At 67.3% G+C, this 13923-nt stretch carries 17 protein-coding genes; 10 read left to right on the top strand and 7 right to left on the bottom strand.

Annotated features, from left to right (window positions below):
* Window positions 1–12: 12 nt before the first annotated feature.
* On the bottom strand, window positions 13–906 hold the full coding sequence (locus ACYU8W_RS12885) for a MerR family transcriptional regulator (protein ID WP_499469634.1): 894 nt from the start codon (window positions 904–906) through the stop codon (window positions 13–15).
* Between the two features lie 110 nt (window positions 907–1016).
* On the opposite strand from ACYU8W_RS12885, the gene ACYU8W_RS12880 reads away from it, so the two are divergent.
* Genes ACYU8W_RS12880 through idi form a run of 10 tightly spaced genes read left to right on the top strand, consistent with a single transcriptional unit; the run spans window position 1017 to window position 9612 of the window.
* The gene (locus ACYU8W_RS12880) at window positions 1017–2099 is read left to right on the top strand and encodes a polyprenyl synthetase family protein (protein ID WP_499469632.1); all 1083 of its coding nucleotides are present in this window, start codon (window positions 1017–1019) and stop codon (window positions 2097–2099) included.
* Window positions 2096–2962 carry a phytoene/squalene synthase family protein gene (locus ACYU8W_RS12875; protein ID WP_499469630.1) on the top strand — a complete coding sequence of 289 codons (867 nt, stop codon included), beginning with the start codon at window positions 2096–2098 and terminating at the stop codon, window positions 2960–2962. Before ACYU8W_RS12880 ends, ACYU8W_RS12875 begins: the two co-directional genes overlap by 4 nt.
* Complete coding sequence (crtI, locus tag ACYU8W_RS12870; protein ID WP_499469628.1) at window positions 2959–4536, top strand: phytoene desaturase family protein; 1578 nt, start codon at window positions 2959–2961, stop codon at window positions 4534–4536. Before ACYU8W_RS12875 ends, crtI begins: the two co-directional genes overlap by 4 nt.
* Window positions 4533–4898, top strand: a complete 366-nt coding sequence (locus ACYU8W_RS12865) for a lycopene cyclase domain-containing protein (RefSeq protein WP_499469626.1) — start codon at window positions 4533–4535, stop codon at window positions 4896–4898. The genes crtI and ACYU8W_RS12865 overlap by 4 nt, the downstream gene beginning before the upstream one ends.
* Window positions 4898–5230: a lycopene cyclase domain-containing protein gene (locus tag ACYU8W_RS12860; RefSeq protein WP_141927384.1), complete on the top strand. Its 333-nt coding sequence runs from the start codon at window positions 4898–4900 to the stop codon at window positions 5228–5230. Before ACYU8W_RS12865 ends, ACYU8W_RS12860 begins: the two co-directional genes overlap by 1 nt.
* Complete coding sequence (locus ACYU8W_RS12855) at window positions 5227–6606, top strand: cytochrome P450 (RefSeq protein WP_499469623.1); 1380 nt, start codon at window positions 5227–5229, stop codon at window positions 6604–6606. Before ACYU8W_RS12860 ends, ACYU8W_RS12855 begins: the two co-directional genes overlap by 4 nt.
* Window positions 6599–7705, top strand: coding sequence for a glycosyltransferase family 2 protein (locus tag ACYU8W_RS12850; protein ID WP_499469621.1), 1107 nt, complete (start codon window positions 6599–6601; stop codon window positions 7703–7705). The genes ACYU8W_RS12855 and ACYU8W_RS12850 overlap by 8 nt, the downstream gene beginning before the upstream one ends.
* Window positions 7705–8187, top strand: coding sequence for a glycosyl-4,4'-diaponeurosporenoate acyltransferase CrtO family protein (locus tag ACYU8W_RS12845; protein ID WP_499469674.1), 483 nt, complete (start codon window positions 7705–7707; stop codon window positions 8185–8187). The genes ACYU8W_RS12850 and ACYU8W_RS12845 overlap by 1 nt, the downstream gene beginning before the upstream one ends.
* Before the next feature lie 11 nt (window positions 8188–8198).
* A complete protein-coding gene (locus ACYU8W_RS12840) occupies window positions 8199–9089 on the top strand; it encodes a phosphatase PAP2 family protein (protein ID WP_499469619.1) in 891 nt (296 codons plus the stop codon).
* Window positions 9070–9612, top strand: a complete 543-nt coding sequence (idi, locus tag ACYU8W_RS12835; RefSeq protein WP_129624408.1) for an isopentenyl-diphosphate Delta-isomerase — start codon at window positions 9070–9072, stop codon at window positions 9610–9612. The genes ACYU8W_RS12840 and idi overlap by 20 nt, the downstream gene beginning before the upstream one ends.
* Window positions 9613–9823: 211 nt before the next feature.
* Here the strand turns inward: idi and ACYU8W_RS12830 are convergent, their stop codons facing one another.
* From ACYU8W_RS12830 to ACYU8W_RS12805, 6 genes are all read right to left on the bottom strand, one after another.
* Window positions 9824–10036 carry a heavy-metal-associated domain-containing protein gene (locus ACYU8W_RS12830; protein WP_129624409.1) on the bottom strand — a complete coding sequence of 71 codons (213 nt, stop codon included), beginning with the start codon at window positions 10034–10036 and terminating at the stop codon, window positions 9824–9826.
* A gap of 15 nt (window positions 10037–10051) precedes the next feature.
* Window positions 10052–10333: a metal-sensitive transcriptional regulator gene (locus tag ACYU8W_RS12825; RefSeq protein ID WP_499469616.1), complete on the bottom strand. Its 282-nt coding sequence runs from the start codon at window positions 10331–10333 to the stop codon at window positions 10052–10054.
* An 86-nt stretch (window positions 10334–10419) separates the two neighbouring features.
* Entirely contained in the window at window positions 10420–11073 is a 654-nt protein-coding gene (locus ACYU8W_RS12820; RefSeq protein WP_499469615.1) for a VOC family protein, read from the bottom strand.
* 94 nt (window positions 11074–11167) lie between these two features.
* Window positions 11168–11977, bottom strand: coding sequence for a TrmH family RNA methyltransferase (locus ACYU8W_RS12815; RefSeq protein WP_129624412.1), 810 nt, complete (start codon window positions 11975–11977; stop codon window positions 11168–11170).
* Window positions 11978–11995: 18 nt separating this feature from the next.
* Window positions 11996–12781, bottom strand: coding sequence for an HAD family hydrolase (locus ACYU8W_RS12810; protein WP_499469612.1), 786 nt, complete (start codon window positions 12779–12781; stop codon window positions 11996–11998).
* 86 nt (window positions 12782–12867) lie between these two features.
* Window positions 12868–13863, bottom strand: a complete 996-nt coding sequence (locus tag ACYU8W_RS12805; RefSeq protein WP_499469610.1) for a hypothetical protein — start codon at window positions 13861–13863, stop codon at window positions 12868–12870.
* Window positions 13864–13923 lie beyond the last annotated feature (60 nt).

The raw sequence follows: 13923 nt of genomic DNA, 5'->3' as shown, positions 1-13923 counted from the left end.
CGCCGGGAGTGTCTACTGACCGGCGGCGGGCCGACGATATTGATCCCGGGACGTCAGCAGGAATTCGGCTGAGTCTCGGAGGTGTTCGGGCAAGCGGTCGGCACCGATCACGGCGGCGACCGAGGGCGTCGCGCCTCGTCCCCCGATGGCCATCGGCCAGCGTTGCGAGAGCCGACGCAGGGCTCCTGCACGGGCCTCGAAGACGGTGCGCCGGGTGCCCGACATGATGATGAGGTCGGGGTCGAGTCGTTCGCATGCGCCGTAGAGGTCCTTCAGCGGGGTGTTGCTGCCGAGGTAACGCACCCGCCATCCGGCATCGGACATCAGGACGCCGAGCGCGAGCAGCGGGATGTCATGCAACTCCTTGGGCGGGCAGGCCAGCACCGCGATGGGAGCGTCCGCGTCGTCCACCAGCCTGGCCAGCGAGCCGACCCTTCGACGAACGATATGGCTGACGAAGTGTTCCTGCGCGACGCTGATCCGACCCGCTTCCCATTCCGTGCCCACCTGCTGCAGGTGCGGCATCAGAATGTCGTGAATGGTATCGGCGACACCGAACTCGTCGATAGCGCGGTCGAGCACCGACACGAACGTGAACTCGTCGAATTCACCTGCAGCAGAATCGAGTTCGCGGCGCAGTCGCAACCCCTGCTCCGCGCTCGCCGAGCGAATCGGTCGGCCCTGGGTGACTGCGGAAACGGCGGCCGAAATCGGCACGCCTTTCTCCCGCAAGGCGAGCACCCGGCGTGCGAGGTCGAGGTCGGCCTCGGAGTACAGGCGGTATCCTGCGGGCGTGCGCTCGGGCTCGAACAGTCCGTACCGGCGCTCCCATACGCGCAGTACATCGCTCGAGACGCCGACGAGTTCGGCGAGGCGCCCGATCCGCATGCTAGGTTCATTGGCCACCGGCTCAACCTAACCCCTTGCGTGCGACAGCAGTGCGAAACCTTGGACAAAGCTTTGACATCTTGATGGCACGGCGGTCAGTCTGAGAAATCCACGACCAAGGAGACTCGATGGCCACTCAGACCGGTACTCGGCCGGCTGCTTGTCATTGGCGCGACACCGCGGCCGCCGACCGGGCCCTTTCGGCGATGCTCGGGGATGGGCGCAGCAGGGCCGCTTTGAGCAGCCCGGACCACACGCGTCTGTGGAATGCACTCGAGGACGCGAGCATCGGAGGAAAGCGATTCCGGCCGGCTCTCGTCCGTGCCGCTCACGACACGTTCGACGGCACCGAGCACGAGGCTGTCGCACAGGTCGGTGCGGCGATCGAATTACTGCACACCGCCTTCGTCATCCAGGACGACGTCATCGACGGGGATGACATCCGTCGCGGGCGTCCGAACGTCAGTGGCACCTTCCGCACCTGGGCTCGAGAGCACGGCGCGGACGAGGACGCAGCCGCCGAACTCGCCTTCACCGCAGGGATTCTCGCCGGTGACCTGGCCATGGCCACGGCGTTGCGCGCGATCGCCACCTGCGGCGTCTCCCCCGCCGTCACGAACCGTCTGCTCGACCTGTTCGACACTGCGCTGCAGATCACGACCGCGGGCGAACTGGCCGACGTCCGCCTCTCGCTCGGACTTGAACCGGCATCCACCGACGCCAGCCTGCAGATGGCAGAACACAAGACGAGCGCCTACTCCTTCTCCCTTCCGTTGCAGGCGGGCGCGCTGCTCGCAGGTGCCGGACCCGACATCGTGCAGGAGTGCGATGTCGTCGGACGCCACCTCGGCGTCGCCTTCCAACTCGCGGACGACCTGCTGGGTGTGTTCGGCAATCCGGATCTGACCCGTAAGAGCACGACCTGCGATCTGCGCACCCGCAAGCAGACCCCGCTGCTGAGCCACGCACGTTCCACCGACGAGTGGGACGAGATCGACAGTCATCTCGGACGCGACCTCGGCGACGCCGAGCTGGCAGAAGTGCGCCGACTGCTGACCCGGAACGGCTCCCGAGAGTTCGTGACCGGGCTGATGCACGAGCACCTGCGCCTCGCGCAGGCGCACATCACGGCGCTCGGCCTGCCCACGGAACTGCCGTCGATCATCACCGACAGCCTCACCCTGCTGCTCGACGACAGCGAAGCGGCATGAGGAGTGTTCATGGCACGAACGAGCTCTACGACTCGGTGGCCCGGGCCGGTGCCGACCTGGTGATCCGCCGGTATTCCAGCTCGTTCGGGATGGCATCCCGGCTGCTGCGTGAGCCGGTGCGCGGCCACGTCCGCAACGTGTACGCACTGGTCCGGATCGCCGACGAGATCGTCGACAACCCGGATGCGGACCTGGGCAGCACCGAGCGCTCGGCCATGCTGGACGCGCTCCTCGCCGACGTCCGCCAGTCCCTGGTCACCGGCTACAGCGCGAACCTCATTGTGCACGCCTTCGCGCTGACCGCTCGGGCCTGCGACATCGGCGATGACCTCATCGACCCCTTCTTCGCATCGATGGCGCGTGACCTCGACCCCGCACCGCACACACCCGAAAGCATCGACCGTTATGTCTACGGGTCGGCGGAGGTCGTCGGGTTGATGTGCCTGCGGGTCTTCCTGGCGACCGAGGCGGACCGGTCCGCGCGGTACGACGAACTGGCGCCGGGGGCGCGACGGCTCGGCGCCGCGTTCCAGAACATCAACTTCCTGCGCGACCTCGCCCAGGACACGGATACCCTCGACCGTGGCTACTTCCCCGGGGTCGACCCCGACAACTTCACCGACGCCGATCGCGACCGCATCCTGAACGACATCGACGCCGACCTCGCGGCTGCCCAGAACGCCATCGACCACCTCCCCCCGTCCAGCCGACGAGCCGTCCAGGCCGCACACGACACGTTCGCCGAACTCGGCGTCCGTCTACGCGCCACGCCGGCCGAGCAGATCCGACGCGAACGGGTTCGTGTGCCCGGACGCGTCAAGCTGCGCATCGCCGGCAATGCCGTTCGTCAGGACCTGCGATGACGGCGGGTACCGGTTCGCGACGGGTCGTGGTCATCGGTGGTGGGATCGCCGGTCTGGCCACTGCGGGTCTGCTCGCGGCCCAGGGCCACGACGTCGATCTGTTGGAGAAGAACGACGTACTGGGCGGCCGCGTCGGCAGCCTGGAGCGGGACGGTTTCCGGTTCGACACCGGCGCGTCCTGGTACCTGATGCCCGAAGTGTTCGAGCATTTCTTCGAGCTTCTCGGCACCACCGTCGAGAGCGAACTCGACCTGGTCCGGCTCGACCCGAGCTATCGAGTGTTCTTCCAGGATCACCCCGAGTCCGTCGACGTCCGTCCGGACCGCGATGTCAACCGGGCCGTCTTCGAGTCGCTGGAGCCGGGCGCGGGCAAGAGCCTGGACGCTTACCTGTCGTCGGCGCAGGACACGTACGACATGGCGATGCGCCGCTTCCTCTACTCCAACTTCGATTCGACGGCGTCGTTCTTCGGCACCGACGTCATCCGGCGCAGTCCGAAACTGTCCCGGTTGCTGACCCAGTCGCTCGAAGGGTTCGTCGCGGATCGCTTCAGCGACAACCGAATTCGTCAGATCCTGGGATACCCGGCGGTCTTCCTCGGTTCTTCACCGGATCGCGCGCCGAGCATGTACCACCTGATGAGCCGGCTCGACATCGCCGGATCGGTGCTCTACCCACAGGGTGGTTTCACCGAACTCATCCGCGTGATCGCGGCGCTTGCCGAGAAGCACGGAGCCCGGTTGCACACAGGCTCGGCTGTCACCCGGATTCTGACCGACGGATCCGCCAAGCCCACCGTGACCGGCGTCGAGCACCTCAGCGCGGATGGCGCAGCGTCCGTGATCGAGGCCGACGTCGTCGTCGGTGCGACCGATCTGCACCACCTGGAGACCACCCTGCTCCCCGAGAAGCAGCAGACCCACCCGGAGAAGGCGTGGACCAAGCGCTCACCCGGGCCCGGTGCGGTGCTCGCCCTCCTCGGTGTGGAAGGTGAGATGCCGCAGCTGCCACATCACTCCTTGTTCTTCACCGCGGACTGGAAACAGAATTTCGGCGACATCTTCGGCAAAGCTGCGCGCGTCCCCGAACCCGCGTCCATTTATGTCTGCAAGCCGTCGGCGACCGACCCGAGCGTGGCCCCCGAGGGGCACGAGAACCTGTTCGTGCTGATTCCTGTCCCTGCCGACACCGAGATCGGCCACGGCGGCCCGGACGGCACCGGCGACGAGCAGGTCGAGCGAGCCGTCGATGCGGCCATCGACCAAATTACGCAGTGGGCGGACGTACCCGATCTGCGGGAGCGAATCCTGGTGCGGCACACCATCGGTCCCGCCGACTTCGCCGACGACTACAACGCCTGGCGCGGCGGCGCGCTCGGTCTGGAGCACACGCTGCGCCAGAGCGCCTTCCTGCGCCCGTCGAACGTGTCGTCGAAAGTGGACGGGCTCTACTACGCGGGTGCCAGCACGGTGCCGGGCGTCGGACTACCGATGTGCCTGATCAGCGCCGAACTCGTGCTCAAGCGCCTCACCGGCGATCGGTCCAGTTCCCCGACCCTGGTGGACGGTCGATGAGTCTCGAACGCTTCGCCTACCTGGCGATGCTGGTCTTCTGCGTGGGCGCGACGCTGCCGTTGGTCCCCGCGTTCGGGCTGGAGCTGGGCCGCAGGTGGCGCCGGCTGCTGCTCACCGTGGTCCTCGCCGGAACTCCGTTCCTGATCTGGGACGTGCTGGTGACCCACGCCGGACACTGGTGGTTCGACGCCGATCAGACCCTGCCCTGGCGTATCGGCGGTCTGCCACCGGAGGAGATCCTCTTCTTCGTCGTAATCCCCATCGTCAGCGTCATCACCTTCGAAGGGGTCCGAACAGTCCTGCGCCACGGCGGTATTCGCGCAACGGTCCGACGTGACCCGGCCGACGGACAGGAACGCTGATGTCGTACACCGTCCTGGCCGTCCTCGGGGTCGTGGCGAGCATCGCTGTCGACCGCTGGGGTCTGCGCACCCGGCTGACCACGTCCCGCACGTGGTGGTTGTCGTACGCGATCATCGTGTTCTTCCAGATCCTGACCAACGGTTGGCTGACCGGCCGCCGCATCGTCCAGTACAACCCTGACGTCATCATCGGCGACTCCGAGGTCGTGGCGTTCGGACGTGGACGCCTTCTCTTCGCCCCTGTGGAGGACCTCGCTTTCGGATTCGCGTTGGTGCTCACCAGTTGCGCGGTGTGGGTCTGGTCGGGACGTCGGGAGAAGGCATCGGCATGAATCTCGCTGCCCGGCTGGCAGCGCTGCAACCGGCCGATATCGGTGTGCCAGGGCCGAGTTCGGCCGACATGGCGCGTGCCTTTCGGTCGGTGCGTCGCGACCCGCTCACCTTCCTGACCGAGGTGACCGAACGCTTCGGCGACACCGTCGCCTTCCCCGTGCCCGGTGCACCGGCCGTGTTGCTGAACGACCCTGCTCACGTTCGCCAGGTGCTGCAGACCTCGGCTCGCAACTGGGGCAAGCAGACCGTGCAGTATGCCGCGCTGGCCCGGGTGACCGGGCCCGGCCTGCTTGCCTGCGCCGAACCGAACTGGATCGAGCACCGACGCCTGGCCGCGCCGGCTTTCCACCGCCGGCGTCTGGAGGCAGTCAGCGAGCAGGTGCGTGACGCCGCACGCACCGTCCTCGCCGATCAAACCCCTACTGCCCACTCGGGGTCCGTCGTCGACGTCAGTCCGCTGATGCATCGCATCGGCCTGGACGCAGTCGGCCGTGCCATCTTCTCCAGCGACCTCACCGCCAGCACCGAACGCCTCCTCGACGCATCCAGCGCCGCGGCCGAGTTCATCGTCCGCCTCGGTCGATCGGTGCTGCCGACCGCACAGTGGGCGCCGACCCGTACGAACCTCCGATTGCGTTCGGCGCGGAGGGAACTCGACGCGGTGGCTACCGACATCATCGCCGCTCGACGCCGGACAGCCGCGCCCTCGACGCCTGACTTTCACGGCGACGATCTGCTCGGTCTGCTCATCGACAGCGAGCTCACCGACGTCGAGATCAGGGACGAACTGATCACGATGGTGATCGCCGGTCACGAGACCGTCGCCGCCGCGCTCAGCTGGACGCTCATGTTGCTGGCCGAGCACACCGAGATTCAGGATCGGATGCGCGCCGAACTCGGCGCGCTCGGTTCGCCGGTTTCCATGTTGACCCCCCGCGAGCAACTGCCGATCACCCGTGCGGCCATCGACGAGGCTCTGCGCTTGTACCCGCCTGCCTGGGCGATCTCCCGGCGTTCACTCGCTGCCGAGCGGGTCGGCGACGTCGACCTCCCGGCAGGCACATTGGCGATCATCAGCCCGTGGCTGTTGCACCGACGAGGCGAATCCTGGCCCGAGCCAACGCAATTCCGGCCGGAGCGATTCATACAGGGCGTTCCGACATCGGGTTACATCCCGTTCGGACAGGGTCCGCGGCTGTGCATCGGACGTGACTTCGCGCTAGGCGAGATGCTCGTGGTGATCGGCGAACTGTTGTCGTCCTACCGGCTCGACACGCCTGCGGGCTGGACGCGGCCGGAGCCGGAGACGCTCGTTGCTGTGCATCCGCGCGGCGGGATGCCCCTGCGACTGACTCCTGCGGATCACCATGCTTGAGGTGCTGTACGCGGTGGTGCTCGTCGCCGCCGTACTCGCCGGCTACGGGCTGATGCTCCGGTTCCGCGTCGTCGCTGCGGGCGGAAGCGCCGCCGGTGACGTGTGCGCGATCATTCCGGCTCGCAACGAGCAGGCATCCTTGCCGGCCTTACTCGAATCCTTGGACCGGTCGACCGTCCCGGTGCGCGTGCTCGTCGTCGACGACGCATCGACGGATGCGACGGTCGCCCTCGCCCGCGAGGCCGGCGTCGAGGTGATCTCGCCCGGCACCCCTCCGCCGGGGTGGACCGGCAAGGCGTGGGCCTGTCACGTCGGAGCCAACTCCACCGACGCGGAACTACTGCTGTTCCTGGACGCCGACACGGTGCTCGCGTCCGGCGCCCTCGGCGGCATCGTCGACCTGCATCGAAGGTTCGGCGGCCTGATCTCCGTGCAGCCGTACCACCGGGTGCAGCGCACTTATGAGCAACTGTCTGCATACTTCAACGCCGTCGCGGTGATGGCCAGCGGTGTGTTCGCGTCCGGAGTCGGACGACGTCCGATGGCCTTCGGCCCCTGTCTGCTCACCTCCCGAGACGACTACGAGCGCGCAGGCGGGCACGCAGCGGTGCGTGGGAAGATCCTGGACGACGTCGAACTGGCAGCCGCCTACGAGAAGGCCGGGCTGTCGGTGTACTGCGTTGCCGGTGGTTCGCAGATCCGAATGCGCAGCTATCCCAACGGAATTCGACAGCTGGTCGCCGGATGGACCAAGAACATGGCGTCCGGTGCAGCCGCCACTGATCCGCGGGCCGGCCTTGCCACCGGGCTGTGGATCTGCGCCCACCACCTCGTCGCCGTGAACACACTGTTCGCCCTGTGGACGGCTGCCGGCGACGCTGACGAGGCTCTTCCCGCGGGCATATGGCTGGTCGCGTGGATGGTGTTCGCACTCCAACTCCGGGTCGTTCTGCGCCGTGTCGGGTCCTTCCGCTGGTGGACCTGGGCACTGTTCCCGCTGCCCCTCCTGGCCTTCGACCTGTTGTTCGCAATCTCCACCGTGAACACCCTGCGCGGCTCGGTGCGCTGGCGCGAGCGGACCGTGCGGTTGGGGGCGTGATGCTCGACTACGTCATGCCGCAGGGCTGGACCGTGTTGGCCGACATCGCCGCCTGGGGTGTCATCCATGCGGCGACGGGATACGCAGCCCACCGACTCACCCCGCAGTGGCTCGCCCGAGATCACCGGCTGTTGCGCCCGCTCGCCTTCGAGCAGGGCGGACGCTGGTACCGCCGCCGGTTGCGGATCAACCGATGGAAGGACGCTCTGCCGGAGGCCGGCGCGCTGTTCGCCGGCGGGGTCAGCAAACGCGAGCTGCCCGCCCTCGACCAATCCGGTCTGAAACTGTTCGTCCGCGAGACCCGCCGCGCCGAACTCGGCCACTGGTGGGCGATGCTCGCCGGCCCGGTGTTCATGCTGTGGAACCCGCCCGCGATCGCTGCCGTGCTCATCGGGTACGGAATCGCGATCAACCTGCCGTTCATAGCGATTCAGCGATACAACCGCTTCCGCACTGAGCCTCTCCTGCGGCGGGCGCGATGACGAATTCAACCGTGACCCCGAGGTCCGAGCGAGAGGTCGAACCAACGCGGCACGGGCCCATTGCCCAGTTGCTGATCGCGCTGTCGCCGCTGTCCCTCGTCCTGATCGGGTACGCGCTCACCCACTGGATCACCGCGCCGCTGCTCGACGACCCGACCCACGCCACCAACCGCATCGGGATCGGCCTGCAGGTTTCCGGCCCCGCGGATGTCGACCGCAGCTTTTTCACAGCGGTGCCGACCGTCTGGCTGCAGGAGCACTTCGCGATGGGGGAACCGCACTGGTGCGACGCCGTCGCGTCGGTCATCTATGTGACCCACTTCATAGGTATCCCGTTGGTGACGGCGCTGGCGTGGTTCCGCATCCGCGCCCGGTTCACGCGCTGGATCGGCGCCGTCCTGGCCTTCAGCACCCTCGGCATGGCCGGGTACGTGCTCTACCCGGCCGCGCCGCCGTGGTGGGCGTCGGACCGCGGTGAGATCGGACCGGTCGTTCGCACCTCGGCCAGCGGCTGGGACTACCTGCACCTGCGACCGATCGGGCAGCTGCTCGAAGGCCTGCAGGACGGCAGCAACCCGGTAGCGGCGATGCCGTCCCTGCACGCCGGAGCCGCGCTGCTGGTGGCGCTGTTCCTCGCGCCCCACGTCGGACGACGCGGACGCGTCCTGCTCGGTACCTACGTCGTGGGAATGGCAGTGACGCTCGTGCTCACCGCAGAGCACTACGTCATCGATGTGCTTGTCGGTTGGCTGGTCGCCGTCGTCGCGATCGCGGCGAGCCGGAAGCTGCGACCGTCCAGCACCACAGCACCTCTGCCGAGCCCGGCACCGAATGCACCAGTACTTCACCAGTACTCCGTATCCCGAGTTCAGGAGGCAGCAGATGACTGCACAGACCATTGAAGAAGTCGTCCTGCTGGACGAGCACGGCAACGCCGTCGGCACCTGCCCCAAGAGCGAGGTGCACAACGAATCGACACCCCTGCACCTTGCGTTCTCCTGCTACGTCATCGATGAGTCCGGACGCGTGCTGGTGACCAAACGGGCGCTGCGCAAGGAGACCTGGCCCGGTGCGTGGACGAACAGTTGCTGCGGCCACCCTGCTCCTGGCGAGTCGGTCGAGGACGCCGTCCGGCGCCGCACCCGCCAGGAACTCGGCATCGAACTCACCGATCTCCGCCCGGCCCTGCCGGATTTCCGGTATCGCGCGGTGATGGACAACGGAATCGTCGAGAACGAAGTCTGTCCGGTCTACGTCGCCGTTTGCACCGAGCCGGACGACCTGAGCCCCGACCCGGCTGAGGTCGCCGCCATCGAGTGGCACGACTGGGCCGCGTTCCGTTCACAGGTGCTCTCCGGCGAACGCGACGTGAGTCCGTGGTGCGCGTTGCAGGTGGCCGAACTTCCGGAAGAACTCGCTGACTGAGGCCCAGATCGGGGTCGTGATGTGGTGGCCTACGGCGGAGTTGGTGGCCATGGGAGCAGGTCGAAGTCCGTCAAGGACCACTGACTCACCCGGCGGCCACCAACTCGAGCCGAGACCGTCGTTGGGCTGTCCCTGGATGTGACTCCCGCCGAGCGCTGCACGTCAGGTGCCGGAAGGAGCGGGGACCGATCATCGACCCATGGCGTGAGAGTCAGGCGAGCTGGTAGCCCGCCTCGTCGACAGCAGCCGCGATGTCGGCGTCCGCGATCGGGGCGTCACTGGTGATCGTGACGGGCGAATCACCGCCGGCAACGAGGTCGATCTGCACGTCCTGCACACCGTCGATCGACGTGAGTTCTTCCGTGACCGCACCCACGCAGTGCCCGCAGGTCATGCCCGAGACGGTGATCTTCTTGGTTTCCATTGCAGTTCTCCTTCGTCAGCTCTTCACGAGGCGTGCGATGGCGTCGGACGCCTCCCGCACCTTGGCCTGGGCGGCCTCGTCCGATTCACGGGCAGCGTCGACGACGCAGTGTCCGATGTGGTCCTCCAGCAACCCGAGGCTGACTGCCTGCAGCGCCTTGGTGATCGCGCTGACCTGAGTGAGGACATCGATGCAATAGGTGTCGTCCTCGACCATGCGCTGGATGCCGCGCACCTGGCCTTCGATCCGGCGCAGCCGCTTGAGGTAGTCGTCCTTGGTCCCGGTATAACCCGCCATGCAGTCACTATACCCCTCGGGGGTATTTCGACGGCGGGCCGAGAACGACGAACCCCGCCTCACCGGGAGACGGGGTTCGTGGTTGATCAGATCTCGACGCGTCCGCCGGGTGTGTCGAACGTGACCGACAGGACGCAGGGCGTGCCGTGCGGCGCGACGAACTCGAAGTCGATGCCGGGCTCCCACTCGTCGCGGTCGACGCCCGGCTCACCGAGCAGGCCGAGCCACTCACGCACGCGGTCGGGCGAACCGGCGATGGTCATTGCCCTCAGGTCGGCAGCGGTGTCGCCGATCTCGGACGGGTGCGGCGCGTTGCCGTCCCACGCGATGAAGAACGGCACCTGAGCATCGGACATCAGACCCTTGACACCCAACTGTGTCCAGGTGACCTCGGTGCCGTCCGGACGGTGCCGGTTGCCGGGCGCCGCGGTGCGACCGACGAGCTTCTCGGCGGCCCCCATGTCAGCAACCTCGACGACCCAGCCCAGCCAGCCGCCACCCTGCTCGGAACGGGCGCGGACGGCCTGGCCGAACGGTGCCTTGTCGGACGCCGGGTGGTCGAGCACCTCGACGACCTCGATGAAACGCCGGTTCGCCAACGGGATGATCACGTTGCGCGTTCCGAAGCGGGGGTGAACCCCGCTGTCGCCGGGTTCGACACCCAGCGCCTCCCCCAGACGCTTCGCCGTGGGGATCAAGCCCTCGGCCTCAGCGGCATAAACCACATGGTCGACTCGCATGCCATAGATCGTGCCACTGCGATCAGTCCGGAACGTAATCGGGGTCACCTCCACGGGGGCCTCCCCTGGTCGGACCACTCGCAGGTGAGGGCGCTCAGCGTCGGGCACGTTGACGCACCGCCTCGTACAGCACGATCGCGGCGGACGTCGAGACGTTGAGCGAGTTGGCGCGACCCACCATCGGGATCCTGATCCGCGCGTCCGCCCGCTCCAGCACTTCGTCGCTCAGGCCGTACTTCTCGGTGCCGACCGCGATGGCGACCGGTCCGGTGAGGTCGGCGTCGGTATGCAGAAGCTCGGTGTCGGGCGTTGCGGCGAGCAGGTGAATACCGTTGCGATGCAGATAGTTCAGAGCTTCATCCGTGGAAGCGGAGGCGACCGGCACCGAGAACACCGTGCCCTTCGAGCCGCGCACCACGTTGGGGTTGCCCCAGTCGGTCACCGGGTCGGCAGCGATGACCGCGTCGACACCGGCGGCGTCCGCAGTGCGCAACATCGCACCCAGGTTGCCCGGCTTCTCCACCCCCTCGGCGACGAGCACCAATGGGTCGGCCGGCAGGTCCAACTGGTCCAGCCCGTGTCGGACGGACGGAGCCACAGCGAGGAAGCCGTCCGCGCCTTCGCGATACGCGACTTTCTCGAACGCCTGCCGCGCCAGCCGCACCACCTCGACCCCGTTGTCGCGTTCCTCATCCACCACCTGCTGCTGCACGTCGGCGTCGAGCATCAGCTCCGGGCAGAAGTACAACGTGCGTAACCGGACGCCGGCTTCGAGCGCGAGCACGAGTTCGTCGTACCCCTCGAGCAGGGTCAGACCGAGTTCTTCACGAGTTCGCCTGCGCCGTAGTGAGATCAACTGCTTCAGGCGTGGGTTCGCCGCGGACGTGATGGTCAACTCAGCCATGATTCGCCTCGGAATCGCTCACAGCGACTCCAGCACCTGCGCGAGACCGTCTTCCTCGACGGTACCGGTCACCTCGTTCGCGACAGCCTTCACGTCGTCCGGCGCCTGACCCATCGCCACACCACGCCCGGCCCAGGTGAGCATCTCCAGGTCGTTGCGATGGTCGCCCACCGCGACGGTGTCGGCAAGGTCGATCTCCAGGTGCTCGCGGATCTTCTCCAACGCGAACGCCTTGCTGACACCCTCGGGGTTGATGTCGAGCCAGGCGGTGTAGCCGACGCCGTAGTTCACGCCGTGCAGTCCGAGGCCCTCGGCGAGCTCGACGAACTGCTCGGCGGTGCCGCTCGGTGAGCGGAAGGTGATTCGGGTGGTCGGCTGTGCGAGTTCCTCCCAGGGCACGACGCGCACCTCGCCGACGAGCTCGCCGTCCGGGAAGTGGTCACTGACCAGGTAACCCTCGCCGATGACCTCGACGGCGACGAGTCCGTCCGGCCATGCCCCCTTCAACCGGTCGAGCACCGGACGCGGATCGAAGGTGATGCTGTCGATCAGCCGGTAACCGTGCGGTTCCTGTGGGTCGATCTGCGCCGTCACTGCACCGTTGGAGCAGACGAGGTAACCCGCCTGCAGACCGAGCAGTTCGACGATCGGCATCGTGCCGGTGACCGAGCGACCGGTCGCGATGACCACCTCGTGCCCGGCGGCGATCGTCTCGGACACCGCCTTACGGACGCGGTCGGACGCGTGACCGTCGTAGTGGATCGTGGTGCCGTCGATGTCGAGACCGACCAGGAGTTTCGTCACGTCGTCACTGTACGAGCACGACCCTGCGTGCATGGCGAAGGGCGGGGCGCCGACCGGCACCCCGCCCTTCCGCAAACGTTCGTCGGCTACTTCTTCAACGCCGAGACCAGTCCCACCGCGATGGTGGCCAGTCCGAGCAGCAGAGCCATCCACAGGCCCCAACCGGTGCTGATGTCGACCTGCGCACCGCTGGTTGCGGTGTCCTTGAGCTTGTCCATGTCCTCCTTGACCTCGCTCCAGTCGAGCAACGCCAAGATCGTCGCGATGGCGCCGAGCGCAGCGGCGACGATGCCGCCGATGCGACCTCCCTTACCGAGCCCGCGCAGCACACCCATCGCCGCAATACCGATGCCCATCAACAGGATCGGCAGACCGAACGGGTCACGACCTTCCTGATCGGACTCGTCCGGCTTGTCGGCGCCGGGCGGGAGGCCCTCGTAGGACTCGCTGCCGAAGCCGTTGATCGAGTAGCTCATGTCGAAGTTGTAGCCGGAAGTGTTCATCTTCACGTTGGCGCTGGCCCACGTGCCGAAGGTGACGAGCGCGAGCAGCAGACCGAGAGCGAGCAACGCCCAACCCAACGTCTTGCCCAGACCGCTCGGACGGGTCGTGGTGGCGGAAGCACCGGAATAGCCGGGCTGGCCGTACCCGCCCTGCGGCTGGTTCCACTGACCCTGCGGCTGGTTACCGTACGGGCCGCCCTGCTGCGGGTACTGCGGCTGTCCGTAGCCGGGACCACCCTGCGGGCCGCCGTACTGACCACCCTGCGCAGGGCCGCCGTAGCCGGGTCCACCCTGCTGACCGGGGCCGTACCCCGGGCCACCCTGCTGCGGGTTTGCGTACTGACCGCCACCCTGCTGACCCTGGCCGTAGCCGGGGCCGCCCTGCTGCGGCTGTTGTCCGTAACCGCCCTGCTGGCCGTAGGAGTTACCCGAATTACCCTGCTGTGGGCCGGAGTTGGCTCCCGGCCGCGATCCGTGCTGACCGCCCTGCCGAGGGTCGGACTGCCCGCCCTGCGGCGGCAACTTCGGCATGGCGTGAGTCGGCTGATCCCAGCCGCCTGCTCCCTGATTGTCGGACACGTCCAACTCCTCTTGATCCGAGCGCCGATGGTGGGCACCGGCGATTCCCCAGAGCGAGGT

It is taken from the genome of Yimella radicis (genome assembly GCF_054778255.1).
This window is presented reverse-complemented; position numbering and strand designations above follow the sequence as displayed.